26 protein-coding genes are annotated in these 26,860 nt (G+C 71.8%); 13 read left to right on the top strand and 13 right to left on the bottom strand.

All coding sequences use genetic code 11. From position 1 onward, the window contains the following. Positions 1-120 precede the first annotated feature (120 nt). On the bottom strand, positions 121-1,701 hold the full coding sequence (locus AC07AZ_RS35410) for an acyl-CoA mutase large subunit family protein (protein WP_356047210.1): 1,581 nt from the start codon (positions 1,699-1,701) through the stop codon (positions 121-123). A 273-nt stretch (positions 1,702-1,974) separates the two neighbouring features. Between AC07AZ_RS35410 and AC07AZ_RS35405 the strand changes: the two genes are divergently transcribed. After that, positions 1,975-2,817, top strand: a complete 843-nt coding sequence (locus AC07AZ_RS35405; protein ID WP_478854859.1) for a L,D-transpeptidase family protein — start codon at positions 1,975-1,977, stop codon at positions 2,815-2,817. A gap of 205 nt (positions 2,818-3,022) precedes the next feature. On the opposite strand, the gene AC07AZ_RS35400 is transcribed toward AC07AZ_RS35405, so the two are convergent. From AC07AZ_RS35400 to AC07AZ_RS35375, 6 genes are all read right to left on the bottom strand, one after another. Next, entirely contained in the window at positions 3,023-4,282 is a 1,260-nt protein-coding gene (locus AC07AZ_RS35400; RefSeq protein WP_478854858.1) for a hypothetical protein, read from the bottom strand. After that, complete coding sequence (locus AC07AZ_RS35395; protein ID WP_478854886.1) at positions 4,282-4,944, bottom strand: RNA polymerase sigma factor; 663 nt, start codon at positions 4,942-4,944, stop codon at positions 4,282-4,284. The genes AC07AZ_RS35400 and AC07AZ_RS35395 overlap by 1 nt, the downstream gene beginning before the upstream one ends. A gap of 606 nt (positions 4,945-5,550) precedes the next feature. Next, positions 5,551-7,056 (bottom strand): AAA family ATPase, encoded by a 1,506-nt coding sequence (locus AC07AZ_RS35390; protein ID WP_478854857.1) that lies wholly within the window; start codon positions 7,054-7,056, stop codon positions 5,551-5,553. A gap of 353 nt (positions 7,057-7,409) precedes the next feature. Continuing rightward, positions 7,410-8,282, bottom strand: a complete 873-nt coding sequence (locus AC07AZ_RS35385) for a hypothetical protein (RefSeq protein ID WP_478854856.1) — start codon at positions 8,280-8,282, stop codon at positions 7,410-7,412. 53 nt (positions 8,283-8,335) lie between these two features. Continuing rightward, entirely contained in the window at positions 8,336-8,953 is a 618-nt protein-coding gene (locus AC07AZ_RS35380; RefSeq protein ID WP_478854855.1) for an RNA polymerase sigma factor, read from the bottom strand. A 118-nt stretch (positions 8,954-9,071) separates the two neighbouring features. Further along, entirely contained in the window at positions 9,072-9,533 is a 462-nt protein-coding gene (locus tag AC07AZ_RS35375; RefSeq protein WP_478854854.1) for a hypothetical protein, read from the bottom strand. A 197-nt stretch (positions 9,534-9,730) separates the two neighbouring features. Between AC07AZ_RS35375 and AC07AZ_RS35370 the strand changes: the two genes are divergently transcribed. After that, positions 9,731-10,225, top strand: a complete 495-nt coding sequence (locus AC07AZ_RS35370; protein ID WP_478854853.1) for a DUF1877 family protein — start codon at positions 9,731-9,733, stop codon at positions 10,223-10,225. Positions 10,226-10,290: 65 nt separating this feature from the next. Here the strand turns inward: AC07AZ_RS35370 and AC07AZ_RS35365 are convergent, their stop codons facing one another. Further along, positions 10,291-10,863, bottom strand: coding sequence for a hypothetical protein (locus AC07AZ_RS35365; RefSeq protein ID WP_478854852.1), 573 nt, complete (start codon positions 10,861-10,863; stop codon positions 10,291-10,293). A 369-nt stretch (positions 10,864-11,232) separates the two neighbouring features. Then, entirely contained in the window at positions 11,233-12,903 is a 1,671-nt protein-coding gene (locus tag AC07AZ_RS35360; protein ID WP_478854851.1) for a beta-N-acetylhexosaminidase, read from the bottom strand. 183 nt (positions 12,904-13,086) lie between these two features. On the opposite strand from AC07AZ_RS35360, the gene AC07AZ_RS35355 reads away from it, so the two are divergent. The 5 genes from AC07AZ_RS35355 to AC07AZ_RS35335 all read left to right on the top strand — a co-directional run bounded on the left by AC07AZ_RS35355 (position 13,087) and on the right by AC07AZ_RS35335 (position 17,267). Then, the gene (locus AC07AZ_RS35355) at positions 13,087-13,635 is read left to right on the top strand and encodes a 2-oxo-4-hydroxy-4-carboxy-5-ureidoimidazoline decarboxylase (RefSeq protein ID WP_478854850.1); all 549 of its coding nucleotides are present in this window, start codon (positions 13,087-13,089) and stop codon (positions 13,633-13,635) included. 189 nt (positions 13,636-13,824) lie between these two features. Continuing rightward, entirely contained in the window at positions 13,825-14,205 is a 381-nt protein-coding gene (gene sdhC, locus AC07AZ_RS35350) for a succinate dehydrogenase, cytochrome b556 subunit (protein WP_389994943.1), read from the top strand. Positions 14,206-14,214: 9 nt separating this feature from the next. Further along, positions 14,215-14,709: a succinate dehydrogenase hydrophobic membrane anchor subunit gene (locus AC07AZ_RS35345; protein ID WP_478854849.1), complete on the top strand. Its 495-nt coding sequence runs from the start codon at positions 14,215-14,217 to the stop codon at positions 14,707-14,709. A gap of 24 nt (positions 14,710-14,733) precedes the next feature. Next, positions 14,734-16,488: a succinate dehydrogenase flavoprotein subunit gene (sdhA, locus tag AC07AZ_RS35340; RefSeq protein ID WP_478854848.1), complete on the top strand. Its 1,755-nt coding sequence runs from the start codon at positions 14,734-14,736 to the stop codon at positions 16,486-16,488. Beyond that, on the top strand, positions 16,488-17,267 hold the full coding sequence (locus tag AC07AZ_RS35335) for a succinate dehydrogenase iron-sulfur subunit (RefSeq protein WP_478854847.1): 780 nt from the start codon (positions 16,488-16,490) through the stop codon (positions 17,265-17,267). Before sdhA ends, AC07AZ_RS35335 begins: the two co-directional genes overlap by 1 nt. A 55-nt stretch (positions 17,268-17,322) precedes the next feature. Here the strand turns inward: AC07AZ_RS35335 and AC07AZ_RS35330 are convergent, their stop codons facing one another. Together AC07AZ_RS35330 and AC07AZ_RS35325 are read right to left on the bottom strand one after the other, a co-directional pair. Further along, on the bottom strand, positions 17,323-17,940 hold the full coding sequence (locus tag AC07AZ_RS35330) for a Uma2 family endonuclease (protein WP_478854846.1): 618 nt from the start codon (positions 17,938-17,940) through the stop codon (positions 17,323-17,325). A 65-nt stretch (positions 17,941-18,005) separates the two neighbouring features. Then, positions 18,006-18,503 carry an ATP-binding protein gene (locus AC07AZ_RS35325; protein WP_478854845.1) on the bottom strand — a complete coding sequence of 166 codons (498 nt, stop codon included), beginning with the start codon at positions 18,501-18,503 and terminating at the stop codon, positions 18,006-18,008. Positions 18,504-18,749: 246 nt separating this feature from the next. Between AC07AZ_RS35325 and AC07AZ_RS35320 the strand changes: the two genes are divergently transcribed. From AC07AZ_RS35320 to AC07AZ_RS35305, 4 genes are all read left to right on the top strand, one after another. Continuing rightward, positions 18,750-19,604 carry a helix-turn-helix domain-containing protein gene (locus AC07AZ_RS35320; protein WP_478854844.1) on the top strand — a complete coding sequence of 285 codons (855 nt, stop codon included), beginning with the start codon at positions 18,750-18,752 and terminating at the stop codon, positions 19,602-19,604. Between the two features lie 11 nt (positions 19,605-19,615). Continuing rightward, positions 19,616-19,828, top strand: a complete 213-nt coding sequence (locus AC07AZ_RS35315; protein WP_478854843.1) for a DUF397 domain-containing protein — start codon at positions 19,616-19,618, stop codon at positions 19,826-19,828. A 133-nt stretch (positions 19,829-19,961) separates the two neighbouring features. Beyond that, the gene (locus tag AC07AZ_RS35310) at positions 19,962-21,341 is read left to right on the top strand and encodes an FG-GAP and VCBS repeat-containing protein (RefSeq protein WP_478854842.1); all 1,380 of its coding nucleotides are present in this window, start codon (positions 19,962-19,964) and stop codon (positions 21,339-21,341) included. Positions 21,342-21,941: 600 nt separating this feature from the next. Continuing rightward, entirely contained in the window at positions 21,942-22,106 is a 165-nt protein-coding gene (locus AC07AZ_RS35305) for a hypothetical protein (protein WP_478854841.1), read from the top strand. Positions 22,107-22,165: 59 nt separating this feature from the next. Here AC07AZ_RS35305 and AC07AZ_RS35300 read toward each other — a convergent pair whose 3' ends face one another. Then, a complete protein-coding gene (locus tag AC07AZ_RS35300) occupies positions 22,166-24,667 on the bottom strand; it encodes a DUF4132 domain-containing protein (protein ID WP_478854840.1) in 2,502 nt (833 codons plus the stop codon). Further along, positions 24,667-25,059, bottom strand: a complete 393-nt coding sequence (locus tag AC07AZ_RS35295) for a hypothetical protein (RefSeq protein ID WP_478854839.1) — start codon at positions 25,057-25,059, stop codon at positions 24,667-24,669. Before AC07AZ_RS35295 ends, AC07AZ_RS35300 begins: the two co-directional genes overlap by 1 nt. Positions 25,060-25,238: 179 nt before the next feature. On the opposite strand from AC07AZ_RS35295, the gene AC07AZ_RS35290 reads away from it, so the two are divergent. Beyond that, positions 25,239-25,649, top strand: coding sequence for a VOC family protein (locus AC07AZ_RS35290; protein WP_478854838.1), 411 nt, complete (start codon positions 25,239-25,241; stop codon positions 25,647-25,649). Between the two features lie 243 nt (positions 25,650-25,892). Next, the gene (locus AC07AZ_RS35285) at positions 25,893-26,630 is read left to right on the top strand and encodes a TetR family transcriptional regulator (protein ID WP_478854837.1); all 738 of its coding nucleotides are present in this window, start codon (positions 25,893-25,895) and stop codon (positions 26,628-26,630) included. The last annotated feature ends 230 nt before the right edge of the window (positions 26,631-26,860 follow it).

Genomic DNA, 26,860 nt, shown 5'->3' with positions numbered 1-26,860 from the left:
AGTGCCGGCCGAAGCCCTGGAGGAGTTCCGCGCCCGCCCGGGCCGACAGCGGCAGGCCGGCCGTCCCCGGCCGGCGTGCGCGGAGCCCCGCCGGTGAACCGGCCGGGAAAGCGGCCGGGTTCAGAAGGCGTCCGACGGGACGTAGGTCCCCCACACGCCCCGCAGCGCGTTGCACACCTCGCCCACCGTGGCCCGGGCCCGCAGCGCGTCCTTCATCGGGTACAGCACGTTGTCCTCGCCCTCGGCGGCCTTCTTCAGGGCCGCGAGCGCGGAGTCCACCGCCTGCTGGTCGCGCTCCGCGCGGAGCTTCGCGAGACGCTCGGCCTGCTGGGCCTCGATGGCCGGGTCGACCCGCAGCGGCTCGTACGGCTCCTCCGCGTCCAGCTTGAAGCGGTTGACGCCGACCACGACCCGCTCGCCGGAGTCGGTCTCCTGCGCGATCCGGTAGGCGGAGCGCTCGATCTCGCCCTTCTGGAAGCCGTGCTCGATCGCGCTGACGGCGCCGCCGAGCTCCTCCACCTTCACCATCAGCTCGACGGCCGCCGCCTCCACGTCGTCGGTCATCTTCTCCACGACGTAGGAGCCCGCGAAGGGGTCCACCGTCGCCGTCACGTCCGTCTCGTAGGCGAGGACCTGCTGGGTGCGCAGGGCCAGGCGGGCGCTCTTGTCGGTGGGCAGCGCGATCGCCTCGTCGAAGGAGTTGGTGTGCAGCGACTGCGTGCCGCCGAGCACCGCGCCCAGGCCCTGGACCGCGACCCGCACCAGGTTCACCTCGGGCTGCTGGGCCGTCAGCTGCACGCCCGCCGTCTGGGTGTGGAAGCGCAGCATGAGGGACTTGGGGTTCTTCGCGCCGAACTCCTCCCGCATCACCCGGGCCCAGATCCGGCGGGCGGCGCGGAACTTCGCCACCTCCTCCAGGATCGTCGTACGGGCCACGAAGAAGAAGGACAGCCGGGGCGCGAAGTCGTCGACGTCCATGCCCGCGGCCACCGCCGTGCGGACGTACTCGATGCCGTCGGCCAGCGTGAAGGCGATCTCCTGCGCGGGCGAGGCGCCGGCCTCCGCCATGTGGTAGCCGGAGATCGAGATGGTGTTCCACTTCGGGATCTCGGTCCGGCAGTACTTGAAGATGTCCGCGATCAGGCGCAGGGACGGCTTCGGCGGGAAGATGTACGTCCCGCGCGCGATGTACTCCTTCAGGACGTCGTTCTGGATGGTGCCCGTGAGCTGGGCGGCGGGCACCCCCTGCTCCTCGCCGACCAGCTGGTACATCAGCAGCAGCAGGGCCGCCGGGGCGTTGATCGTCATCGACGTCGACACCTTGTCCAGTGGGATCCCGCCGAACAGCACCCGCATGTCGTCGATCGAGTCGATCGCCACGCCCACCTTGCCGACCTCGCCGCTCGCGATGGGCGCGTCCGAGTCGTGGCCCATCTGGGTCGGCAGGTCGAAGGCGACGGACAGGCCCATGGTGCCGTTGGCGATCAGCTGCTTGTAGCGGGCGTTGGACTCCACGGCCGTGCCGAAGCCGGCGTACTGGCGCATCGTCCACGGGCGGCCGGTGTACATCGACGGGTAGACGCCCCGCGTGAAGGGGTACGACCCCGGTTCGCCCAGTTTCTCCGCGGGGTCCCAGTCCCGCAGGGCATCAGGCCCGTAGACCGGTTCGATGGGCAGTCCGGACTCCGACTCGCGCGCCATGGTGTGTTGCCTCCCGCTGAGCAGTTTGCTCGCCGCCCGTTACTTTCCGGTACGTACCGACCCTCCGACGGACTGTAGCGGTGGGGCGCGCACCCGGTGCAGAGGAGCGCGCCGCGACCTTGCTCACAGCCTCGCTGGGACCCCGATCACATCCCGCGCCACCGTTCCCGTCACCACCATGCCGCGCCGTTCACGAGCCGTCATCCGGGGGGAACATCTCTCATGACACTACGGCCGGACGAGCGCACACCGCTTGAGACGAGGGGGGTCCGGATGCGTACCACGGGCACGGGGAGACCGATCGCCGTCCTGGTGACCCTGCTGGCGGTCGCCGGCTGCACGGTGCAGCCCTCGGGCGGCGACGGCGGGCGGCGTTCGCCGGTGCACATCGACCTGCCCGGCGACCGGACCGCGACCGCCGCGGCCGGGTCCGGTTCGGCGGACGGCAAGGCCGCCGACGGCGACGGGAGCACGGCCCCGGACCCCGTCGTCCTGTGGTCCCGCGGCGACACCGGCCGGGACGTACGCGAGCTCCAGGCCCGGCTGCGCCAGGTCGCCTGGCTCTACGACGGGCCGACCGGGACCTACGACGACCTGACGGAACAGGCGGTCGAGGGCTTCCAGGGCAAGCGCGGCCTGCCGCGGACGGGCGAGACCGACCGGGTGACCTGGCAGCGGCTGCTGCGGATGACCCGTGAACCGGGCCACTGGGAGCTGTACCTGATGGGCGGTCAGCCCGCCGGACCGCCCGACCCGCGCTGTCTGACCGGCCGGGTGCTGTGCGTCGACAAGACCAGCCGGACCCTGCGCTGGATGATCGACGGCCGGACCGTGTCCACCATGTCGGTGCGCTTCGGCTCGCAGTACACGCCCACCCGGGAGGGCGTGTTCCAGGTCTACTGGAAGTCCCGCCACCACGTCTCCACGCTGTACGACTCGCCCATGCCCTACGCGATGTTCTTCAGCGGCGGCCAGGCCGTGCACTTCTCCTACGACTTCGCGGCCCGGGGCTACGCCGGGGGCTCGCACGGCTGCGTGAACGTACGGGACGAGACGGCGATCGCCGCGCTGTACGCGCAGGTGAGGAACGGCGACAAGGTCGTCGTGCACCGGTGACACCCGCGACGGGAGAGGTGTGGGGCGCGGGTGGGACCGGGGGAACGTGTCCCACCCGCGCCGAGGTGCACGAGCCGTAGGTACGGGGGGAACCCCGGCTCTGTGCGAGGGCCGATGACCAGTCGGCTCACTCAGTACTGCGCCCCGGCGGCCAAAAACGTCACACCCGGCGTCGAATTATTTCGAAGGCCCCGGAACCCGCAGGTCACAGGGCTCGGTACGGCGGCGTCGGCGAGCCGGCCGGCGAGGGGCTCCGCCAGGTCCTCGGCCGCGGGAGCAGGGGCGCGGCGGCGGAGGGGGTCCCGTCACCGGCGGTGGCGTCGGTGGCGTCACCGGTGCCGTCGCCTTCACCGTCACTCGAGCGACCGTGGCCGTGGCCGTGGCCGGGGCTCAGGTGGTGGCCGTGGCCGTGGTCGTCACCGCCGTGGCCGCCGTGACCGTCGCCGTCCTCGTTGCCCTGGTCCTTGCCGTCGCCCTTGCCGTCGCCACCGCCGTTCCCGCCGTCCTGACCGTCCTGGCCGCTCTGGCCCGGCCGGTCGGCGGAGCCGCCACCGGGGGCGGCGGACAGCACGCCCCTGCAGTACGTCCACACCCTCGCCGAGCCGCCCGCCGCGTTCTCCAGGGCACGTCTGCGCCGCGGGTTCAGCTCCCGGCCGGCGCGGATGTCGCGGCAGGCGGGGGCGGCTCCGGTCCAGCGGTCGTCCCGGTCGTGGCCTGACCCGCCCTGCGCCGAGCCGGTACCGGCCGTGTCGTGCCGGGAGTCCCGGCCCGCGGAACCCGGTGAACCGGAGGTGCCCGGGGAACTCGGGGAACCCGGGGAGCCGGCGGAACCCGAGGGTCCCGAGCCGCCGGACGTGGGTGCGTTCCCGGACGCCTCCGGGGAGGCGGGCGGCGGCTGGAGGTCCGGTGTCACGTCCGCCGAGGCGGAGACCGCCGGGGCCGGACGCGCCGGGCCGAACGGCGTCGGCAGGATTCCGGTTCCGGCCGCGACCGCGACCCCGCCGACCATGCCGGCGGCCAGCGCGGCGGCCAGCCCGAGCTGGACGGGACGGGCCCGGCGCGGGCGGCGGGCGGGCCCGTCCGGGGCGCCGATGCGCACCAGCCCGGCGTCGAAGTCGTGGGAGGGACCATGGTGACCGCGGGCGGACCGTTCGGCGTCCCGGTTCCCGCGCGGACGGTGGCTCTCGCGTCCCTCACTGTCCGTGACGCCCTGCCGGGCTTCACGCGCCTTGCGGAACGCGGCCACCGCGGCGGCCTCGCCGGGGAGTTCCGTGCCGGCCAGCCCGTTCTGCACGGACAGCGATCCCAGCGTCTTGGCGAGCAGTTCGGCCTCGTCACGGACGGTGCCGTCGACAGCGTTGTCCAGTGCCTCGCCGCTCAGCAGCCGCTCCGCCGTCTGGCGGTCCAGCCACCGGCCGGGGGTCCGGGGGGCGTCCCCCGGGAAGACGCAGCGCTCGTCGGCCATCACATGTCCTTCTGCGTCCGCGCACGCGTATGCGTCACACTCGCGGACGTCACCGCGCGGCCGTGCGGTACTCGCGGGGGCGGCAGGGCGTCGAGCCGGGCGGCGGATTCCGGATCCTCGCCGAGCAGTTCGGCCAGCCGCTTCAGACCGCGGTGCGCGGCCGTCCGTACGGCGCCCGGCCGCTTCCCGAGCGTCTCGGCGGCGGTCTTGGCGTCGAGGCCCACGACCACCCGCAGCACGACGGCCTCGGCCTGGTCCTGCGGCAGCCGGGCAATGAGGGAGAGCGTGCTGTCGGTGGCCAGGGCCTCGATGGCCTCACCGGCCGTGTCGCACTCGGCGGCCTGCCCGGTGAGCTCGGTCTCGTCACCGCCGATCGCGGGCCGGCGGCCCCGCATACGGATGTGGTCCAGGGCGCGGTTGCGGGCGATCCGGGCGGCCCAGCCGCGGAAGCGGTCCGCGTCGCCGGTGAAGCGGTCCAGGTCGCGGGCGATCTGCAGCCAGGCCTCGGACGCCACGTCCTCGGCGTCGGGATCGCCGACCAGCGTCCGTACGTATCCGAGCAGCCGTGGGTGCACGGCGCGGTACACAGTCCGGAACGCGGTCTCGTCCCCGGCCTGCGCCGCAAGCACCGCGGCGGTCAGCTCCGCGTCGTCCCCCAGCACCCGTGGTTCCTCGTCGATGGTCGGTCGCGGCATCGAGGCCGCCGGTGATGCGGTGATCAGATGATCGTTCACATTCCGCACCCGGCGCGAAAGGCACGTTACGACCTGAAACCGCTCCTCGTCCATGTCCGTAGAAGATGCAACTAACCCGTGACGGCCCGTGCTGTGACAGAAAACGCACTCATGGCGCTGTAGGGAGTACGGGCCGCCGCGCGGCCCGTGCCGCGCGACGGCCGGGGCCTCTCCTGTGGGGGGTGGCGGCTCTGGCCGTCTCGCGTTTCACCTCAGGTGCCGCGTCACGGCGACGCTCAGGATCAGCTCGCCTCCTACGACTGCGCGTCCTGGACGCCCTTGGCGTGCGGCACGGCCCCGCCCACATCGAGCTGAAGCTCACCCCCGAGGGGCCGGTGCTGATCGAGATGGGCGCCAGGATCTGCGGCGGAGACCTGCCGTAGCACGTCCGGCAGGCGACCGGCGAGTCCCCGTTCGGCTGGACGGTCGACGCGTACGTGCGGCCCGAGCGCTTTCACGAGCGCCACGCCCGGGCCTACACGATCAAGCAGCACTTCGCCTCCGTCGGCCTGGTCAGGCTGGCCGCTGTTGGTGTCAGCCGCCGTAGAGGGTGGGTAGATCGACCAGGAGGAGATCGTCACGACGGTCGGCCAGGTCGACCAGATCGGGATGGAAACCGTGCAGTGAGTACAGGGCCAGAGTGGTGGCAGCGGTGTCGTACCCCTGATCTGCGAGCAGGGCACGGATACGTTCCAGGCGCTCCAGGTCACCCGTCCCACGACGGGCGGCGGTCGCCTTGGCCTCGCCCAGCAGCGCGATCCTCGCGCGGGGAGCCTGCGGGCGCTCGCCGGCGGCCAGGGCGACGACGTCGACCTCGTGCTTGGTCCGGGCGGCCTGGTCGGCGACCTCGGTGGTACCGACCGGGCCGGGCAGTCCACCGGGCAACAGAGTGTGGGCGTAACGGCGGGTGAAGTCGCGGGCCAGGCCCTCGAAGTGCGGCCCGAGGATCTTGGAGTTGAAGGTCGGAGCGGCCTGCTGCCACACCTGCTCGGCGAAACCCTGCTCCACCGCGGCGGCCTGCGGGAGGGTGATGAGCTGGTTGAAGCGGATGACAGGGTCGGCGAGGGTGATGACGGGGTGCTTGGAGCGGAGGATGTCCTGTTCCCGCCGGATGTAGCCGGTGGATTCCAGCACTCCGAGCGGGTGCGCGACGGCGTTGCGCGGACGTTCCAGGGCGGCACCGATCTTGCTGGGGGTGGTGGCTCCGTTCGCGATCGCGGTGAGGATGTCGTAGTAGAGCGTGTGCTGCGTGATCCTCGGGTCCTCGCGCAGCAGGTACTCGGTCTCGGTACGTGAGTACACCGCCCGCCCCGGGTCGAGCAGCGTCCGGGCAAGCCAGGTGTCGAAGCCGTCGCCCGGATGCGGCCGGGCAGCCACCGGCCGGTAGCCAGGTGCCCCGCCCAGGACGGCGTGCACTTTCAGCGCGGTCAGCGGGTCGGTGATCTGCCAGAAAGCCCGGCTGTCCCGGTAGTCGAAGGGACCCAGTCGTAGATCGACCACGGCACGTCCCCGCAGCGGCTTGGTCCCCGAGAGCAGTTCGTGCATGACGCTCATCGCGGAGCCGCACAGGATCAGCCGCGGCCCCGGCCCGGCACCGGGCCGTTCGCCGCGCTGGCGTTCGTCGTAGAGCTGTTGCAGCAGCCCCGGGATTTCAGGCGAGTGCTGGAGCAAGTACGGCAACTCGTCGATCACCAGGAGTGGGTGCGACGAACGGGCGGTCACCTCAAGGGCGTTGGACAGGACGTCACGCCAGTCGGTGAGACGCAGGCTGCCCGCCCGGAGGCCGGCGTGGGCGGCAACCGCGTCACTGAACCGCTGGATCGCGGGCAGCCGTCCCTCCTCCCGTACCGCTGTGACGTACAGGCCGCCGACCTGCTCGGACAGGGCCTGCAGAAGGTACGACTTCCCATGCCGCCGCCGCCCCGACACGATGCCGAGCCGCATCGCCGGATCCGGGTCGGTGAGAAATTCCGCGAGCAGATCCCACTCCCGGTCCCGGTCCACCACGTCGTCCGGCTTGACCGGCAGGCTCTCCTTCACTCGCCCTCCTACACCTCGACTTCGACGAAATGCGTCTAAGTCTACTTCGACAATAACCGTCGTATTGGAATGCACCACTTGACCTACCTCTCGCACCCTCACCGAACGAAGCCAAGCCGACGTGGCGCGCCGAAGCCGCGCCGACGGCCCGCAGGGACTCACTCGGCGGTTGGGCACGTGACCAGCTCAGGACCAGTAGCGGTCAGGAACACGCAGAAACACCTAGGTGAGGGCCCATCCAGGCGGGAAGCGAGAACCTGCACCCGGACAGCGAAATGGCTGGTCAGAGGCCCTTCATGCGTCTGTCAGGCCAGGGGTGGCGGCCCCGGCCGTCGCCTCGGCGACCGGCCCGCTCACCCGCCGTCGCCCTCGCCGGACTTGCCGGCCTTCTTCTTCCCGGCCTGCGCCGAGGGCCCGGCGTCGTGCTTCCCGGCCTTCGCGGCGGCCTTCGACGCCTCTTTCTCCGCCTTCTCCGCTGCCTTCGCCGCCTTGTCCGCCGCCTTCTCGGACGCCTTCGCCGCCTTCTCGGACGCCTTCGCGGACGCCTTCGCCGCCTTCTCGGACGCCTTCCCGGACGCCTTCGCCGCCTTGTCCGTCGTCTCCGGGCCGACCGTTCCGGCGTCCGCCGTCGCCAGGCGCCGCGCGCAGTACCCGGTGACGTCGTTCTCGCCACCCGCGGCCGCCACCAGCAGCCGCCAGGCCGCCGGGTCGAGGGACCGCTGCCGGCCGTGGGCCTTCCCGTAGGCGCGGCAGTACGCCTCGGTGTCCCGCGCGGCGACCATGCCGTCCTCCCCCGTGGACGCGGCGGCCGACGTGGTGGGCGCGAGTCCGGCGGCCGGGGCGCTCGACGTCGGCCCGGGGCGGGGCCGGTCGTCGGCGGAGCCGCCCGGGGTCGTGTCGTACGAGCCGATCGCGGCGACCGCCGCCCCGCCCAGGGTGAGGCTCGCGAGGGTCAGGGAGAGCGCGAGCCTCACCGACCGGGCCGCGTGCCGCTGCTCCCGGGGGCGCCAGTCGTCCCGGCGCCGGGTGCGCGCCCGGTGTGCGCCGGTGTCCCGGGCGGTCCGGAAGGCGTCCACGGCCCGCTGTTCGGCCTCGGAGTCGGGAACGTCCGCGCGGCCGGCGCCGGTGAGCAGCTCCTCCAGGCCGGCGGTGTCGTAGGTCTCTCCGGTGTCGTCGGGGTGGGCGCGCCGACGGCCGGAATCCCCGCCGCTGTGCCGTTCACCCATTCCGTTCCCGCCCCTGTCCGGCCGCGCGTCCGGTCCGTGCGGCCCGTCGCTCCTCATGTCGACTCCCCCAGCGTCCGGGGGCCGTCATCCGTCACACCCTCGCCGCCCACCTGCTGCGCGAGCCGTTTCAGACCCCGGTACGCGGCCGTCCGCACCGCGCCGGGCCGCTTGCCGAGGACGCGTGCGGCGCCGGGGCCGTCGAGGCCGACGACGACCCGCAGCAGTACGGCCTCGGCCTGGTCGCGGGGCAGCGCGCGCACCAGCCGGAGGGCGGCCTCGGTGGACAGGGACTCCAGGGCCTGGTCGTGGGTGCTGTGCGGGCCGGGCAGGTCCAGTACGTCCTGTTCGAGCGTCGCCGACCACGGCCGTACCCGCCGGCGGCGCAGGTGGTCGAGCGCCCGGTGCCGGGCGATGGTCGCGCTCCAGCCGCGGAACCCGGCGCCGTCGCCCCGGAACCGGCCGAGGTCGCGGGCGATCTCCAGCCAGGCGTCGGACGCCACGTCCTCGGCGTCGTCGCCGACGAGCCCGCGCAGATAGCCGAGCAGGCCGGGCTGCACCAGTCGGTAGGCGACCGCGAAGGCGGCCTCGTCACCCTCCTGGGCCCGCGCGACGGCCGCGCCCAGTTCCCCGTCGTACGCCTGCACGCGGCGGGGTTCCCCTCGCTGGCCCAAGAACTGTCCTCGTCCGTACCGAGTCCGTGGCGGGTCCGTCCGCACCTCGGGACACGGCCGCCCCTGCCCCGCCCCCCACCGTGATCAGCGTCCGGCCGCACTGAAATGTCACAGCCGCTCAGGCGTGCGCCGCGGGCCAGGGCCCCTCGGTGCCGGGCCGGCCGGTCGCCGGACGGCGGGCCGGGGCCGGGCCCTCGGCCGTGTCCGCCGCGTCCCGGCACAGCAGCCGCAGCGAGCCGTTCCCGGCGAAGCAGCGGCGGGCCTCGTCGACCGGGTCCCACAGGCGGCCGTCGGGGGTGCGGACCCAGTGGTCGCCCCCGGTCGCCCACCACTCGCCGCCGGTCTGCCGGACGACCACCTCGCCGCCGTACGCCCCCAGCCCGCGCAGCAGACTCTCCACGGCGGCGTACGGCGGGCCGGTCCGCCGTATCTCCTCGATCGTGCGGTCGGCCCACCACAGGCTCTGGGCCGAGTGGTCGAAGCGGGCCCGGGCGTCGGCGGGCAGGGCCGCCACCGCCTCCGCCGCCCACCGCACCGGCTTCGCCGCGGCGTGCGGCCTGGTCTCCTGTCGGGTCGTCACCTCGTGCGCTGTCACATACGCAAGAGCGAGGTCAGCGGCGGTTGTGTCACTCCCTTCCGGGGTGTTCCCGAACCCTGTGCGACTCCGCCCCGGCTCCCCCGCCGGACGGTCACAGGACCCGCCCACCCGGAGGGGTTTGACCGGGTGGGCGGAGCTCTGGAGTGACGGTTGGCGGCTCCCGTGCGCTCCTACCTGTGATGAGCATGTACTTCCATCTGCGCGCCGTACCACCCGGCCGGCTGTGTGACGACGTCCGCCGGCTGGAGGGGCTCTTCCAGGACGACTGGGAGACCGTCCGCGGCCGCGTCGGCCGCCACCGCGAGGAGGTGCTGGACAAGCAGTACCTCGACCACGAACTGCTGTACGCCGGCTCTCCCCCGCGCCACATGGCGGACGGGCCGCCCGCCCAGGTGGTCCTCGGCGGCCGGCCGGTGTTCCACTCCGCGCACGGGCGGCCGCCGTTCCTGCTGCTCACGGCGGCCGAGACGGAGCGGGTCGCCGGCTATCTGGGCGCCGCCGACTTCGACGAGCTGTGGCACGGCTCCCGCGCCGAGCTGCTGCCCCGGTACGGCGGGGCCGGCGCCGAGCCCGAGGCGCGCGCGGTGTTCGCGGCCGCGCACCGCGACCTGACCGCGTTCTACACGCAGACCGCGCACTACGGCGACGCGGTGGTGAAGTGGCTCGTCCTCTGAGCCGGCGCTCTCCTGGGCCTGCGGTCCGCCGGGTCCACGGGCCGCCGGCCCGGCGGACCGACGGCTCAGCCCGGTCTGTAGCTGCGACTGCGGCGCGACACCACCGCGCGCAGCACCCGCCGCCCCTCCGTGGACACGTCGTGGGCCCGGCGCAGGCCGCCCGCGCCGTGGCCGGCGAGCAGTTCCAGGACGGTGACCTGGCGGCGCAGTTCGGCGGCGACCAGCGGCGACATGCCTCCCGTACGGCCCTCCCGGCGGTCCTCGACGGAGTCGGCGGCGTCGTGGAGGGGGTCCAGGAGGCGGTGGATCCGGAGCGCGGCCACCGAGCACGCGTCGGCCCAGACCCGCACCTCGCCGGCGGACGGCGTGGCGGGGGCGGCGGTGAGCATCCGGCGGGCCAGCGCGGCGGCCTCACCCTCGGGACCGTCCGGGGGCCCGGCCTCGGCGGCCAGCCTGTCCCGTGCCCGTTCCAGTCCCTCACCCCACGCCCGGGCGTCCTGCTCGGCGAGGCTCGCCCACAGCGGGCGCAGGCTCTCGTCGTCGCCGCCGAGCAGCGGAACGCACCGATCCAAACAAGCCAACCCGCTGGCGGCCAGGCCGCGTTCGTCGGCCTGAGCGATCAGCTCCACCAGACTCATCCACGTCTCCCTGTTCCGAGGGCCCTGTTCGGCTCCGGTGCCGCTCACACGCCGATACGGAGCCCACACTTCCCCTTACTGCGTGCGACGGCCCCGGAGTGTCACAGGCGCACCACACAAGCAGGTCGGAACGCACGATGCAGGGTTTTCGGCCAAAGAGCCGGACGGAGCCGGGACGGGGTGTGACCCGGACCGGGACGGGGTGGGACCCGCGCCGGGACCGGGGTGAGACCCACGCCGGGACCGGGGTGTGACCCGGGCCGAGCCGGGGTGTGACCCAAGCCCGGCACCGGGTGGGATCCGGGTCGTGGCCGAGTCGTGGCGCAGGCCGGGCACACGGCCCGGGAGCCGGTGCCCGGGGCGGCCGTCTCAGCCCAGCGAGTTCGCCAGTGCCTTGAACCGCGTCCACGACAGCGCCGGCTTCCCCGGCACCCACAGCTTCTGGACCGTGGCCCGCAACGGCATCCGGATGCCGGCCGCGACCTGGTCCTGCGTCTGGGAGTTCGACAGGTCGCACCACACGGCGAAGGTGCCGCCGAGGATCTGCCCGTCGTACCTCGCGGGCACCGCCTGCGTGCCGCGCACCACGCGCGGGGTCCACTGCTCGTAGATCCGCTGCCCGGTCGGGTAGACGAAGGTCTGCGGCTGCCCGAGGACGTAGTAGAGGAACTCGTCGTTGTAGTTGATCAGCTTGCGGCCCGCGCTCAGGTACTCGACGGGCTGACGGGCGCCGATCTCCTTGCCGGTCCAGTAGGCGACCTGGAGGTCCTTGGCGGGCTGCACGGACGTGCCCCGGAAGAAGCCGTCGTTCCACACCCGCATCGTGCGGCCCTGGGCGCGCATGGTGTCGGCCCGGTCGTTGAGCCAGCCCGTGGTCAGGTCCGCGACGGTCCCGCCGGAGCCGTATGCCCTCGTGGCCGCGGCGGCGAGCTGCGGGTAGGACGCCTGCGGGTTCGGCACCGTCAGGGCCTGGTACTCGTCGCCGCCCAGGTGCCACTGGCTGCCGGGGAACAGTTCGGCGTACTCCTCCAGCAGGTCGTCGACGATCGACGCCGCCTCGTCCTTGGAGATGTCGATCGCCCCGCGCGTCGCCACCCCCCGTACGTTGCGCAGCTGGAGGTCGGGGTGGGCGGCGATGACGGCCCCGAGGTGGCCCGGCGAGTCGATCTCGGGCACGACGGCGATGTGCCGACTCGCCGCGAGGTCGACGATCTTCCGCACCTGCGCCTTCGTCAGGTGCTGGCGGGAGACGATCTCCGGGTGGCTGTCGGAGGCGATGCGGAAGCCCTGGTCGTCGGAGAAGTGCAGCCCGAGCTGGTTGAACTTCAGGTCGCCCAGCTCCCGGATCCGGTCCTCGATCCAGGCCGCCGTGAAGTGCTTGCGCGCGATGTCGAGCATGAAGCCGCGCACCGGTTTGGCCGGCTGGTCGCGCACGACGCCCTCCGGCGCCGTACGGCCGCCGTGCACCTCCTGCTTGAGGGTGCGGGTGCCGTAGAAGACGCCCGAGTCAGCGGGTCCGCTGATGTTCACGCGCCCGCCGCGCACGGTCAGGGCGTACGACTCCGGGTTCGCGCCCTCGTCGTCGTTGAGCGCCAGCCGTACGTCCCCGGCGCGCACGTCGGTCTTCTCGCCGGCGTACGTCAGCCCCAGCTCGCCGGCGATCAGCCGGCCCTCGTCGGCCAGCTCCGCGTCGTTCACCACGACCCGGCGGCCGGGCGCCGGGCGCCAGCCGGGGCCGCGCGCCGCGGTGTGCGAGCGCACGGCGGGGATCGTGCGCGGGGCCCTGGACAGCGCGTACGACCGGGTGGGCGTCGGGGTGGGGGCCGGGCTCGCCGCACGGGAGGGGGCGGCCGCCTCGGCGGACCTCCGCTCCGCGGGCCACAGCGACGCTCCCGCCGGCCCGCTGTCGTCCCCGGAGGCCCACAGGCCGAGGCCCACGCCGGCCACGACCGTCACGGCGACCGCCGAGACGACCACCGTCCGGGTACCTACCGCCTGCCGCGCCTTCTTCGCCGGCGCCCGACGCCTGTGCTGACTCACACCGTCAAACCTACGACTCGTCACCCGTCGGGGTCGTCCACCACGCGTTCCGAAACTCTCCCGTGCGGGTGAAATCCTGGCGTCCGGCGGACACGTCCTGTCCGGTATCGATAACGTGCTGGCACAACTCTCACAATCTCCCCTGCCGAAACACACGTGACGCCCACACACCTTCCCGGCCGAGTGGCCATACCCGCGCTCCCCGAGCAGAGCCGCACCCCGCCGGCCCCGGCCCCGCCGGAGGGGTTCAACTCCGTCTCCCGCGAGGACGCCGTCCACCTGCTCCTGAGCTGTCTGGGCAGCCCCCGCTGGGCCGACCGCGTCGCCGACCACCGCCCCTACCCCACGGTGGACGCCCTGCTGGCCGCGTCCGACGAGGCGGCGTACGACCTGACCCGGGAGGACCTGGCGGAGGCGCTGGCCGGGGAGCCCCTGCCGTCCCTGCCCGAGGACGCCTACGAGGCGGCCCACCTGGCCCTGGACGCGGCGCACGCGGCGTACGAGGCGAAGTTCGGGCACGTCTTCGTGATCTGCCTGGACGGCGTCCCGCCGAACGAGGCCCTGGACCGGGTCCTGGAGGCCATCCGGTCACGATTGACGAACGATCCCGAGGACGAGCGGGTACAGACCGCGGAGGAGGTACGCCGGCTGGCGAGGGAGCGACTGGCGACACGCCTGAGGGCCGCGGAAGACCGCGCGACCGGCCACATCACGCCGGCAGACGGTGGATAACGGGGCACCCCGCCGCAGATGCCACGCCCGCTCACCCGTACGCGTGCCAGTTTGATCACACCGGTAGGCCCGCTGTAAGCCCGGCCGCAGTGGCTGGCTACGATGCTGGGGGCCGGTGGACCGTACCCGGCCGGGCCCGTCCGACACCGAAGCCGGCAGGCCCTGTCCCCGCTCCCGGAGGGTTATTCCGTGCCGGCTGGAACGCTGTACCGCGGCCGGGAAGGAATGTGGTCCTGGGTGGCTCATCGAGTCACCGGCGTCCTCATCTTCTTCTTCCTGTTCGTCCACGTGCTCGACACCGCTCTCGTGCGTGTCTCACCCGAGGACTACGACAAGGTCGTAGCCACCTACAAGACCCCGATCGTCGCGTGCCTGGAGTACGGCCTCGTCGCCGCCATCCTGTTCCACGCGCTCAACGGCCTGCGTGTCATCGCCGTCGACTTCTGGTCGAAGGGCCCGCGCTACCAGAAGCAGATGTTCTGGGCCGTCGCCGGCGTCTGGGTCGTGCTGATGCTCGGGGCGATCTACCCCGTCCTCGGCCACGCCGCTCGTGAACTGTTCGGGAGCTGAGGCGCAAGCATGTCAAACAACACAGTCACCACCGAGACCACCGGCTCCGGTATCGGCCCCGTCGAGGGTCAGCCCCTCTACGGCGTCGACAACCCGGCCCCCCTCATCGAAGCCCCGCGCAAGCGCACCAAGAAGTCCCCCAAGTCCACCCGGGGCAACTTCGAGATGGCCGCCTGGCTGTTCATGCGCCTGTCCGGCATCGTCCTGGTCGTCCTGGTCATCGGCCACCTGCTGATCCAGCTCGTCCTGGACGGCGGAGTCTCCAAGATCGGCTTCGCCTTCGTGGCCGGCCGCTGGGCCTCCCCGTTCTGGCAGGTCTGGGACCTGCTCATGCTGTGGCTCGCGATGCTGCACGGTGCCAACGGCCTGCGTACGATCATCAATGACTACGCGGAGCGCGCGAACACCCGGCTGTGGCTGAAGGGCCTGCTCTACACCGCCACGGTGTTCACCATCCTGCTGGGCACGCTGGTGATCTTCACCTTCGACCCGAACATCCGCTAGGCACGGGGCTGAGGTAATCCACCCATGAAGATCCACAAGTACGACACCGTCATCGTCGGCGCCGGCGGCGCCGGTATGCGCGCCGCCATCGAGTCGACGAAGCGCAGCCGCACCGCGGTCCTGACGAAGCTCTACCCCACCCGCTCCCACACCGGTGCGGCGCAGGGCGGCATGGCCGCCGCGCTCGCCAACGTGGAGGAGGACAACTGGGAGTGGCACACCTTCGACACCGTCAAGGGCGGTGACTACCTGGTCGACCAGGACGCCGCCGAGATCCTGGCGAAGGAGGCCATCGACTCGGTCCTCGACCTGGAGAAGATGGGCCTGCCGTTCAACCGGACGCCCGACGGGACGATCGACCAGCGCCGCTTCGGCGGTCACAGCCGCAACCACGGCGAGGCCCCGGTCCGCCGGTCCTGCTACGCGGCCGACCGCACCGGCCACATGATCCTCCAGACGCTGTACCAGAACTGCGTGAAGGAGGGCGTGGAGTTCTTCAACGAGTTCTACGTCCTGGACCAGCTGATCGTCGAGGTCGACGGCGTCAAGCGGTCGGCGGGCGTCGTCGCCTACGAACTGGCGACCGGTGAGATCCACGTCTTCCAGGCGAAGGCCGTCATCTACGCGTCCGGCGGCTGCGGCAAGTTCTTCAAGGTGACGTCGAACGCGCACACCCTGACCGGCGACGGCCAGGCGGCCGTCTACCGGCGCGGGCTGCCGCTGGAGGACATGGAGTTCTTCCAGTTCCACCCGACCGGCATCTGGCGCATGGGCATCCTGCTGACGGAGGGCGCCCGCGGTGAGGGCGGCATCCTCCGCAACAAGGACGGCGAGCGCTTCATGGAGAAGTACGCGCCGGTCATGAAGGACCTCGCGTCCCGTGACGTCGTCTCGCGCTCCATCTACACGGAGATCCGTGAGGGCCGCGGCTGCGGTCCCGAGGGCGACCACGTCTACCTCGACCTCACGCACCTCCCGCCGGAGCAGCTGGACGCCAAGCTCCCGGACATCACGGAGTTCGCCCGCACGTACCTCGGTATCGAGCCGTACACCGACCCGATCCCGATCCAGCCCACCGCGCACTACGCGATGGGCGGCATCCCGACGAACGTCGAGGGTGAGGTGCTCAGCGACAACACCACCGTCGTCCCGGGCCTGTACGCCGCCGGCGAGGTCGCCTGCGTCTCGGTGCACGGCGCGAACCGCCTCGGCACGAACTCGCTGCTCGACATCAACGTGTTCGGCCGCCGGGCGGGCATCGCGGCCGCCGAGTTCTCGCAGAAGGCGGACTACGTCGAGCTGCCGGAGAACCCCGCCGAGCTGGTCGTCGCCCAGGTCGAGCGCCTGCGCGCCTCCACGGGCACCGAGCGGGTCGCCGACATCCGCCGGGAGCTGCAGGAGTGCATGGACGCCAACGTGATGGTGTTCCGCACCGAGCAGACGATCAAGACGGCGGTCGAGAAGATCGCGGAGCTGCGCGAGCGCTACCTCAACGTCTCGATCCAGGACAAGGGCAAGCGGTTCAACACCGACCTGCTGGAGGCCGTCGAGCTGGGCAACCTGCTCGACCTGGCCGAGGTCATGGCCGTCTCCGCGCTCGCCCGCAAGGAGTCCCGCGGCGGTCACTACCGCGAGGACTACCCCAACCGCGACGACGTCAACTTCATGCGCCACACCATGGCGTACCGCGAGGTGGGCGACGACGGCGCCGAGTCGATCCGGCTCGACTACAAGCCGGTCGTCCAGACCCGCTACCAGCCGATGGAGCGTAAGTACTGATGGCAACTCCCACCCTGGACAAGGCGGAAGGCGCCGGCGCGCCCGAGGCCGGCTTCGCCGACTCCCCGTACATCCTGGCCACGTTCCGCATCCGCCGCTTCAACCCCGAGGTCGCGGGAGAGGCGGTCTGGGAAGACTTCCAGCTGGAGATCGACCCGAAGGAACGCGTCCTCGACGCCCTGCACAAGATCAAGTGGGACCTGGACGGAACGCTCACCTTCCGCCGCTCCTGCGCGCACGGCATCTGCGGCTCGGACGCCATGCGGATCAACGGCAAGAACCGCCTCGCCTGCAAGACCCTGATCAAGGACCTCAACCCCGAGAAGCCGATCACGGTCGAGGCCATAAAGGGCCTCACGGTCCTCAAGGACCTCGTGGTCGACATGGAGCCGTTCTTCCAGGCGTACCGCGACGTCATGCCCTTCCTGATCACGAAGGACACGAACGAGCCGACGCGCGAGCGTCTCCAGACGGCCGAGGACCGTGAGCGCTTCGACGACACGACGAAGTGCATCCTCTGCGCCGCCTGCACGTCGTCGTGCCCGGTCTTCTGGAACGACGGCCAGTACTTCGGCCCGGCGGCCATCGTCAACGCCCACCGCTTCATCTTCGACTCGCGTGACGAGGCGGCGGAGCAGCGCCTGGAGATCCTGAACGACCGCGACGGCGTCTGGCGCTGCCGCACCACGTTCAACTGCACGGACGCCTGCCCGCGCGGCATCGAGGTCACGAAGGCGATCCAGGAGGTGAAGCGGGCGCTGATCACGCGCCGCTTCTGATCTCCGTCGGTACGTGTATGAAGGCCCCGCTCCTGTGGATGCGGGGCCTTCGTCGTCACCCGCGGGGGCGCCGGTCGAGCGCCGTGAGGTCGATGTCGACGCCGAAGGGCACGGAGACCTTGAGCCTGTCGTGGAAGATGCCGGTGAGGCCGTAGGTCTTGGTGGCGGGGTCGATCTCGTAGACGTAGACGACAGGAAGACCGTTGTCGTCGCCCTGCTCCACCCGCCAGAAGTGCGGGACTCCGGCTGCCGCGTACTTGCGGGGCTTGACCTCACGGTCACGCTCGCGGGAGTCCGCGGAGACGACTTCGACAGCAAGGAGGACGTCCTCGGGCCTGTACCAGGTCTGATCGGGGCCGGTGTTCGCCTCCACCGAAAACACCAGGACATCAGGCTCGGGCCCGTTCTTCGCGTCCAACTTGACGGTCATTTCCCGCATGACGTCGAGATGGTCCGGGGCCTGCTCCAGGAGAGTGTTCTCCAGCAGACGCATACAGCGCCCGTGGAAAGCGGTCTGCGGACTCATGAAGACGAGACTCCCGTCGATCAACTCCGTGTGCGGCGGGAGGCCCGGAATGCGATCGAGGTCGTCCGCGGTCCAGCCCCCGGGGGGCGGGATGGGCCAGCGGTACGTCGACTCGTCGTCCGGCCCGTCGTCGGATACGGCGCTCATCGGTGCTCCCATGGGACGGAGTCTCACCTGTCGGTTCAGCGTACCCAGGGGGAACGTCAGCCGCTTCACCTCGACGAGTGATCCGTCGGCCGGCCGTGACCGGCCCCGGCCACCGGCCCGACCTCGCACCACAGCAGCTTCCCGCCCCGTCCCGGGAGAGCGGCCCCGAGCGGGTAGCCGCCCCACGCGCTGGCGTAGTGGCACACCAGAAACAGCCCACGCCCGCCGTCCGCCTCCACGGGGACGCGGCGCACGGGTTCGGACCTCCGGTCGAAGGGTGGCGGGATGTGCGGGTCGGTGTCCCACACGCTCACCCGCAGCCGACCGCGACCGAGCCCGCGCAGGCGGAGAGTCGCGGGACCGGAGGAGTACCGGTAGGCGTTGGCGACCAGCTCGGAGGCCAACAGTTCGGCGTCGTCCTGGAGTTGGGACATGCCGTGCCCGGACAGGACGGCCCGCACGGTGACCCGGGCGATACGCGCGGCGCGGGCGTCATGGGGCAGTTGGAGGGCGTACGCCCACGTTGCGACCCCTTCGCACTCCGACGGGGATACGGTGACCATGAACGCCTCCTGCGGTGGGGGGACTTGACCTGCCCGACGACCCGACGACCCGACCTGACGGTGGCAGTGCCGTGCGCGTGAGGGCGCGCGGTGCGCTTCCGGCCGGCCGGTGGGGGCGGGTGAGCGGATCGGGTCTCACCGTAGAGCGGTTCATGGACTACATTCCATGAAAATGAGGGAATGCAGCCCTTCTCCCCTCGACCGGGTGAACCGATCGACATACGTACGAATGGGAAGTCGCAGCACATGCCGCAGCCAAGCCCTCTCCCCAGCGCCCGGCGCCGCCGCCTCGGGATCGAGTTGCGCAGGCTGCGCGAACGGGCCGACCTGTCCGCCACGCAGGCAGCCGCCCTGGTCGGAGCCACGCAGTCACGCGTGAGCAACATCGAGGCAGGCCGCTACGGCGTGAGTGCCGACCGCGTGCGCACGATCGCCCGGCACTACGACTGCACCGACGAGCCGCTGATCGACGCGCTCACCACGCTGACCGGCGAGCGCCGACGCGGCTGGTGGGAGGAGTACAGGGACACCCTGTCTCCCCGGATGCTGGACCTGACGGAGGTCGAGCACCACGCCACCGCGCTGCGCGTCGCGCACATCATCAACATCCCGGGTCTCCTCCAGACCCCCGCGCACGCCCGCGCCCTGTTCGGCCACACGGTGCCCCCGCTGAAGCCCCACGAGATCGAGCACCGCGTCTCGCACCGGATCAAGCGCCAGGAGATCCTGCACCGTGAACAGCCCCCGCCCTACACGGCGACCATCCACGAAGCCGCACTGCGCATGCGGTTCGGTGACAGCGCCACGGTCCGGGGCCAGCTCCACCACCTCAACGCTGTCAGCGACCTGGACCACGTGACGATCACCGTCATCCCCTTCGCCGGCGGCCCCTTCCACACCTCGGGCCAGGGCATCGACTACTTCCACGGCCAGGTGCACCAACTGGACACCGTCCAGCTCGACACCGACCATGGGGCGGAACTCATCGACGCCCCGGCCCAGTTGGAGCGCTACCAACGCATCCTGGACCGTGCCGGACAAGCGGCGCTCACCCCGGAGAAGTCCCGCGACTTCATCACCCGACTCGCCCAAGACCTCTGAAGGAGCCCCCGATGCAGGAACCGCACTGGCAGAAGTCCACGTACAGCCAGGAAGCGTCCGCCTGCGTATACGTGGCCACCGCCCCCGCCGGAACGATCCTGCTCCGCGAAAGCGACGAACCGGAGACCATCCTCACCACCGGCCCTCGCCAACTCGGCACATTGATATCGACCCTCAGATCCGCGCACGGAGCAGACCGACACGCCCCGCACGCCAATCCGTGATCCGTACAACCCTTACGCCTCACCGCGGGTCTCCTTCTTACTCCCCTCCCCGGCACACGTGTGCGTGGCCGAGCCGGACGGGGATCTCAGTCGGCTCCGGGCCGGTGAAAGGCCCGGATACAGCAGGAGACGCATGTCCATCCGCACGACTCCCAGCCTGGTCCTCGCGGCGGCGACAGCCGTGGCACTCACGGGCGGGCTGCTCACCGTCTCGGCGAGCACGGCGACCGCGGCCACCCCGGCCAGGTACGCAGACGACTTCAACGGCGACGGCTACCGGGACTACGCGACCGGCGAAAGCGGTTCGGTCACCGTGACCTACGGAACCGCGACGGGTCCCGGCACGAAGAGCAAGACGTTCACCCAGCGCAGCGCGGGCATACCGGGGACCGCCGGGGACGCCGGCGGGTACGGGGATTCCTTCGGCGGAAGCCTCGCGAACGCCGACTTCGACCGTGACGGATACGCCGATCTGGCCGTCGCCGATCTCAGTGAGAAGGTGGGCCACAAGCCGGGAGCCGGCGCGGTCACCATCCTGTGGGGCGCGAGGGGCGGTCTGGGCGCGAAGGCCACCCGTATTCACGTCACGGCCCACTCCGACTACCAGTTCGGGACCGCGCTGGCGACCGGTGACTTCAACGGCGACGGCAAGGCCGACCTGGCGGTCGCCAACGGGATTGACACCGTCTACGTCTACCGCGGCGGCTTCTCCAAGTCGGGTACGACCGGGAAGGTGACCAAGCACGTCCCGAGTCCGAGCGTGGCCGATGTCCTGGAACCCACCGCGCTGGTCGCCGGAAAGGTCACGAAGGACAAGGCGACGGACCTGTACGTCCTGGGCCAGGGCTACGAGCACGACAAGATGACCCAGGACGCCTGGTTCCTGCGTGGCGGCTCCACGATCAGGTCCGGCAAGGTGACGACGTACAACAGCTCGTCGCCGGACTACAGCCCCACCGGCGTCATCGCGGACTTCGACAAGCACGGCTACGGGGACCTGGCGGTCAGCGACGTCCCGTACAACAAGAGTGCGGGGTCGGTGGTGGTGATACGAGGTGGCGCGAGCGGCCCGACGACCAGGTACCGCCTCACCCAGTCCACGTCGGGCGTGGCCACGGCCGCGACCAAGGGCGACTGGTTCGGCGGCGCGCTGTCCGCCGGCGACACCGACGGCGACGGCTACCCGGACCTCGCGGTGAGCGCCTCGGGCGAGAAGGTCGGCTCCGTCAGGCACGCGGGTGGGGTGCACGTCCTGCGCGGCGGCAGACACGGCCTGACCGGCACGGCTTCCCAGTGGTTCACCCGCTCGACGGCAGGCGTCCCCGGTAACCCCGAGGACTCCTCGATGTTCGGCCTGCAGGTCCGCATCCGCGACCTCGACGGCAACGGCACCAAGGACCTTCTGGTCGGTTCGAACTCGGGACGCCCGAGCGTCCTGCTCCCGGCAGGACCGAACGGCATCACCACCGCCACCGCCACGGAGACGGAACTCCAGTCGAGCTTCCCCCAGTAGACAACGCCGTGTGCGGTGGCCGGCGGACCTGACCACCGCACACGCAGCGCCGCCCGTCGGCTCGTCGTCCGGCCCGTCCTCGGAGCCGGAGTGTCACCCGCCAGCACATGGTACGTGTGCTACGCGACCCCTCCCCACCTGCGTTTTCGCAGGTCACCGGCGGTTTTGTGCTCCGCTGACGTCCGTGGCTGTGCCCTGGCGTCCGTGCTTGTTGCCGTCAGCGCTGCCGTCAGAGGCGCAGACCATCACGAAGCAGCAGGGCGGCCCGGCAACTCCTGGGCCGACGGCGGCTGCGGACCCTACACTGAGCGCATGACCGTACGCGAGGAAGCACACCGGCTGCTCGACGCGGCCGTGACCTCTCCGAGGTCAGCCGTGCCGCCGACCTGGTCGAGCAGTACGCGAGCCTGCCCCTGGGCACCGCCGACGCCTTCGTCGTCGCGGTCGCCGAGAAGTAGCGCGCGGTCAACATCGCCACCCTGGACCGCCGCCACTTCAGCGTGGTGCGCCCGAGTCACCTCCCGGCATTCACTCTGCTGCCGTAGCCGGGCCGCCGCGCTGACGTGCCCGGTCGCGCGGGGGTCGGCGGTCCCGCGACTGATGGGCACCCCCGATGCCAACGGTGACGGCGTCCCGGACCTGTGGGCCGTGAAGTCCGACGGTTCCGTACGGTTCCACGCGGGCGGGAAGACCGCACTGGCCGGGTCCGGTACGGAGATCATCAGGCCGTCGGACTACTGGCTGACGAGAATCGCCATCGGGTGACCGGCGGTGTGCCGGGCCCCGCCTCCCCCGGAGGCGGGGTCCGTACGGGCGGGGTCCTGCTACAGCTGGCTCAGGATCGTCGGGTCGGAGATCGCCGTGTCGTTCGACAGGAGCATCGCCTTGCTCAGGATGACGGCCAGCATGCGGTCGCCCTCGAAGGGGAGGTAGCCCGTCTGCGGGGTGGCGGTGCTCGACGTGGGGACGATGCAGAGGTAGCGGTCGCCGGGGGTCATCAGGATGTTGCCCGAGCCGAGGTGGATCTTGTACGTGTGGCGTTCGCCCCGCACGTGGAGGAAGCGGCCCTCCAGGGTGCAGCGGTCGGCTATCGCGAGGCGCGGGACCAGGCGTTCCAGCAGGACCCGCCGGGTCTGGGCGCTCTGGCCCAGTTCGCCGAAGCCGTACGACGTCCAGTAGTCGCGGAAGCGGCCGTCGGGGCCGCCGTCCTGCCAGGTGGGGTCGTTGCCGACGCTGGCGACGCCGACGAACAGGTCGATGTCGCGCAGGACTTCGGACAGGACGAGCGGCGGGATCGACTCCAGGGCGAGCGGCTGGACCGGGTCCTGCCCGTCGCGCAGCCGCATGCGGTACTCGCCGCCGTAGCAGTGGGCCGAGTTCTCCGGCGCGTCGAGGGGATAGAAGCGGACCTGGTCGGTGCGAAGGCGCAGGAAGCTGCCGGAGTCCGTGGTGTCGTCGTGGTGTTCGCCGCCGTCGCCCTCGATCCAGTACTCGGCGCGCAGTCCCCAGTGCGGCAGTTCGCGGGTCGCCGGGGGCGCCTCGTCGTCCACGCTCAGGCGGAGTTTGTTGCGCCAGCCCCGCACCGCTGCCAGGGAGTGGAACTGGTGCTGGCGCAGGACGTGGGCCGCGAAGCGGTTGGAGTAGGTGCCCGTCGCGCGTTCGGCGTCCGTCAGGAGGTAGACCTCGCGGTGCGCCTGTTTGAACGGCTGGGTGATCTCGTGCCGTTCCAGCCAGTCGCGCCAGGCGACGATCTCCGCCGGTTCGTGGCCCACCGGGTGCCAGAGCCGGACCTCGGAGCCGGCGCCCGCCACGAGCGGGGCGTCGGCGAGGGTGCGCAGCTCGCCGTCCGCCCAGCCGGCCGCCCGGCCGTCCACCGTCCACAGGAGGCGGCGGGCCAGGGTGCCGACGAGCGGGTGGTCGAGGTAGCGCTCGCGCCAGGTGGCGTACGGCCAGGTGCGGCGGGCCAGGAACTGGCGGTCCAGTCGCTCGCTCTGCGCCGACAGCATCTTGTCGATGTCCTTGACGGCGGCCTTGAGTGCCTTCAGCTCGTCGGCGTGGTCGCGCCGGACGGCCGCGGGCACTGTCCGGACCGCCTTGCCGGTCGCGTTGGTCCAGGTCAACAGCGCTCTGCTGCCGTGGACTTCGAGTCGCGCCGTGATGTCACCGAGGCGGTGTTCGGCGCGGCCGGCCTCCGTGAGCCCGTAGGCGGGTACGGCGAGTTCCTCGATCTCCTCACGGTTGAGGTCCATGGCCCGCGCCCGTGCGTCGAGGGCGGCGTTGAGGAGTTTCAGGGTGCCCTTGTACGTCACGCGGGTGGCGAGGCGGGCCAGTTCGGCGAGGGCCGCCTCGCCGTCCACGCGGGCCAGGGCGTTGACGCCCGCGTTGGCGACCTTCGGGTTGACCGGGCCAACGCCCTGGATCTTGCGCAGGGCCGTCTCGACGAGGGCACCGAGGGCGCGGGCGGTTTCGGGGTGCGGGGGAAGGAAGGACAGCAGCCAGGCCAGGCCGCGCAGGGCGTTGGCGTTGTACGGGTCGAAGGTGTCGTTGGGGTGCGCACCGTGGTAGGGGGTCAGCAGCGGGCGGGTGCGGGGCCGGCCGACGAGTCCGAGCCAGGTCAGCAGGCGCACCCGCACCGCTTCCGCGCCGACCCCGTCGATCAGGGCCCGCCCCGCCTTCTCCCACGTCGCGGAGGGGCGGGCGGCGGTGGCGGTCGTGGCGTGGGCCACCAGCCGGCGCCAGCCGTCCCCGGGGCCGTCGATGTCCACGAGGTCCGCCAGCGCCTGGTCGGCCCAGGCTTCACCCGGGTTCAGGACGGGGTGGGTGAGCCGCTTGGCGAGCGGGCCGAGGAGGCTGGCGCCGTTCCACAGCACCATCTGCGAGCGGCGGATCAGGGCGACGAACTCACCGGACAGTTCGCGGCCGTCGGCCATCTCCAGCTCGGCGAGGCGGATCAGCTGGGCGGTGTTGTACTGGACCTCCTGCTCGGCGACCAGGGCGATCAGCGCGGTCCGGGTGTCAGGCGACTGCCTCTCCACCAGCGCGTCCCCCTGGAGGGCGTTGAACAGGTGCACGATGCGGCGACGGCCGGCCGCGCCCGGCTCCAGCTCGTGGTAACGCGCGGCCAGGCGGTGCACCAGCCCGGCCTGGAAGCCGGCGTCGGCCGACTGCAGCGCGTCGAGGACCTTGCGGCCGTCCCAGCCCCAGTGGTCGTCGAGCCGGTCGGCCAGCGTGAGCAGTGCGGGCACCAGGTGCTCGGTGTCCTCGGCGTCGATCAGGGCGAGGACGTCCCGGACCGGTTCGGCGTGCACGGAGCTGGCGGTGCTCATCAGCCACCCACCAGCGGGACGAGCTTCAGGAAGGTGACCTCGGCGCCCGGCCCGAGTTCGATCTCGTCGTCGGGCTCGGTGACCTGGCGGTCTCCCACGAGCACCAGGAAGCCGTTGCCCGCGAACGCCTGGAGCGCGAGCCGCGTCTGCTCCTCGGGGTCTATGCGGCGGGGGGTGCGCAGCGCGTATCCGTTCAGCACGCGCTCGGTGTCGCGGGGCTGGACGAGCCCGTGGAAGACCTCCGGTGTACGGGCGTTGTACTCGGAGACCTCCTGGAAGACCCGACGCCGGATCACCTCCCCTACGGTGAGCCGCTCTTCGGCGATCTCCAGCCCCCAGCCGCCGCTGCGGCTCCCGCTTGTCGTCTCGTCGACGAACGTGACCATTCCCATGCCGACGACAGTACGAGCCACCACTGACAACGGGCCGGGCGGCCCGAACCCCGGGTGACACCGGTGGCGGTGCGGGCGGCGTCCGGCTCCGCCGCCCGGCGCCGTTCCGGTCCCCCGCCCGGGTGACCCCCACGGTCAGCCCCGCTCGGCGCGGGCATCGGGGCACCTAATCTGATGGCATGTCAGATGACCAGTCGTACGAGCTGCTCGGCTTCGACAACCTGCTGCTACCCGTCGGGGATCTCGCCGAGGCCCTGAGCTTCTACGAGCGCGCCGGGTTCGCGGTCGGGTTCCGGTTCGACGAGGGCGGGATCGCCCAGTTGAAGGTCGGGGGCGAGATGCCCGGCATCCTGCTGCGTCAGGAGGAGGGGCTCGGCCACCGGCCGCCGCCGTGGCCCCCCACGCGCGCGTGGCTGGAGGTGGCGGACGCGCGCGCGGCGGCGCGGGCCATGGCCGACGCGGGGATCGTCCCGATCGACCCGCCCTTCTCCACCTCGACGGGGTGGACCGTCGAGATCGCCGATCCCTGGGGCAACGTCCTCGGACTCACGGACTACAGCAAACGCCCGGAGATCGGCCGCAGGCCGTGACCCCCACCCGGTGACGGCGAGGTCCGGGCCGCCCACCGGCTGAGCACCCCGTGCGGGGCGCGGCTCGCCAGGGGGGCCGTCCTGTTCGCCGCCGGGCGGCGCGGGTCGCGGTGGGGGAAGGCCGGCCGGGGCGGGCAGCCGTACCGGCGCCAGGACGGCTGGGCGTACGACCCCCGGCAGGGCTGGACCCACCGCGCGCCGGGCTGTGACGGCGGGACCCGCTCCACTGGTTAGGCTCCTCGCGTGCCCGCGAACCACGACGGCCCCGGCCCACCGAGCAAGTCCGAGCAGACCCGTGCGCTGATCCTGGAGACGGCGATGCGGCTGTTCCAGGAACGCGGGTACGACAAGACGACGATGCGGGCCATCGCCAAGGAGGCGGGGGTCTCCGTCGGCAACGCCTACTACTACTTCGAGGGCAAGGAACACCTGATCCAGGGCTTCTACGACCGGATCGCCGCCGAGCACCGGGCGGCGGTCCGTGCGGTCCTGGACCGGGAGACCGACCTGGAGGCACGGCTCGCGGGCGTGCTGCGGACGTGGCTGGACGTCGCCACGCCGTACCACGAGTTCGCGGTGCAGTTCTTCAAGAACGCCGCCGACCCGGACAGCCCGCTCAGCCCGTTCTCGCCGGAGTCGGAGCACGCGCGCGTGGCGGCCGTCGACGTCCACCGGGAGGTGCTGGCCGGCGCGACGAGGACCAAGGTCCCGGAGGAACTGCGGGACGTGCTGCCGGAGTTGATGTGGCTCTCGCAGATGGGGCTCGTGCTGTACTGGATCTTCGACCGGACCGAGGGACGGGAACGGAGCTACCGGCTCGCCGAGCGCGGGGCCCGGCTCACCTCGCGGGGCGTGGCGCTCGCCCGGTTCCGGGTGCTGCGACCCCTCGTACGCGAGGTGCACGAGCTGTTCACGGACTTCCTGCCCGGTATGACGGGGGCGCTGCCCGACCCGGGGAGCAAGAGGCGGCAGACCGGATGAGACGGCGCCGGGGTCGCCCCCGGCACCGGCCGGACCGCGGCCGGCGTCCTTCGTCCGGATCAGGCTGGGATCAGGGTGCGGCGCCCGGGTGCGGCACCGGACCCCGCGAGCCCGGCCTGATCCGAACGAGAGGCCCTAGTGCCGCATCAGGCAACGTTCGCCCTGCCGCGATGCAGCGCTCAGTTGCTGCGTCGGGCGGCCAGAATGGTGACGTGGCTGAACGGGTGCAG

Source organism: Streptomyces sp. NPDC043878, from assembly GCF_056435735.1.
The sequence above is the reverse complement of the archived record's forward strand: the minus strand, read 5'-3'. Positions and strand labels throughout refer to the sequence as shown.

Coding starts and splice junctions, on each gene's coding strand:
- AC07AZ_RS35410 (WP_356047210.1), bottom strand. CDS start 1,701: ATGGCGCGCGAGTCGGAGTCCGGACTGCCCATCGAACCGGTCTACGGG.
- AC07AZ_RS35405 (WP_478854859.1), top strand. CDS start 1,975: ATGCGTACCACGGGCACGGGGAGACCGATCGCCGTCCTGGTGACCCTG.
- AC07AZ_RS35400 (WP_478854858.1), bottom strand. CDS start 4,282: ATGGCCGACGAGCGCTGCGTCTTCCCGGGGGACGCCCCCCGGACCCCC.
- AC07AZ_RS35385 (WP_478854856.1), bottom strand. CDS start 8,282: ATGGGTGAACGGCACAGCGGCGGGGATTCCGGCCGTCGGCGCGCCCAC.
- AC07AZ_RS35370 (WP_478854853.1), top strand. CDS start 9,731: ATGAGCATGTACTTCCATCTGCGCGCCGTACCACCCGGCCGGCTGTGT.
- AC07AZ_RS35365 (WP_478854852.1), bottom strand. CDS start 10,863: ATGAGTCTGGTGGAGCTGATCGCTCAGGCCGACGAACGCGGCCTGGCC.
- AC07AZ_RS35345 (WP_478854849.1), top strand. CDS start 14,215: ATGTCAAACAACACAGTCACCACCGAGACCACCGGCTCCGGTATCGGC.
- sdhA (WP_478854848.1), top strand. CDS start 14,734: ATGAAGATCCACAAGTACGACACCGTCATCGTCGGCGCCGGCGGCGCC.
- AC07AZ_RS35335 (WP_478854847.1), top strand. CDS start 16,488: ATGGCAACTCCCACCCTGGACAAGGCGGAAGGCGCCGGCGCGCCCGAG.
- AC07AZ_RS35330 (WP_478854846.1), bottom strand. CDS start 17,940: ATGAGCGCCGTATCCGACGACGGGCCGGACGACGAGTCGACGTACCGC.
- AC07AZ_RS35325 (WP_478854845.1), bottom strand. CDS start 18,503: ATGGTCACCGTATCCCCGTCGGAGTGCGAAGGGGTCGCAACGTGGGCG.
- AC07AZ_RS35320 (WP_478854844.1), top strand. CDS start 18,750: ATGCCGCAGCCAAGCCCTCTCCCCAGCGCCCGGCGCCGCCGCCTCGGG.
- AC07AZ_RS35315 (WP_478854843.1), top strand. CDS start 19,616: ATGCAGGAACCGCACTGGCAGAAGTCCACGTACAGCCAGGAAGCGTCC.
- AC07AZ_RS35310 (WP_478854842.1), top strand. CDS start 19,962: ATGTCCATCCGCACGACTCCCAGCCTGGTCCTCGCGGCGGCGACAGCC.
- AC07AZ_RS35305 (WP_478854841.1), top strand. CDS start 21,942: ATGGGCACCCCCGATGCCAACGGTGACGGCGTCCCGGACCTGTGGGCC.
- AC07AZ_RS35300 (WP_478854840.1), bottom strand. CDS start 24,667: ATGAGCACCGCCAGCTCCGTGCACGCCGAACCGGTCCGGGACGTCCTC.
- AC07AZ_RS35295 (WP_478854839.1), bottom strand. CDS start 25,059: ATGGGAATGGTCACGTTCGTCGACGAGACGACAAGCGGGAGCCGCAGC.
- AC07AZ_RS35290 (WP_478854838.1), top strand. CDS start 25,239: ATGTCAGATGACCAGTCGTACGAGCTGCTCGGCTTCGACAACCTGCTG.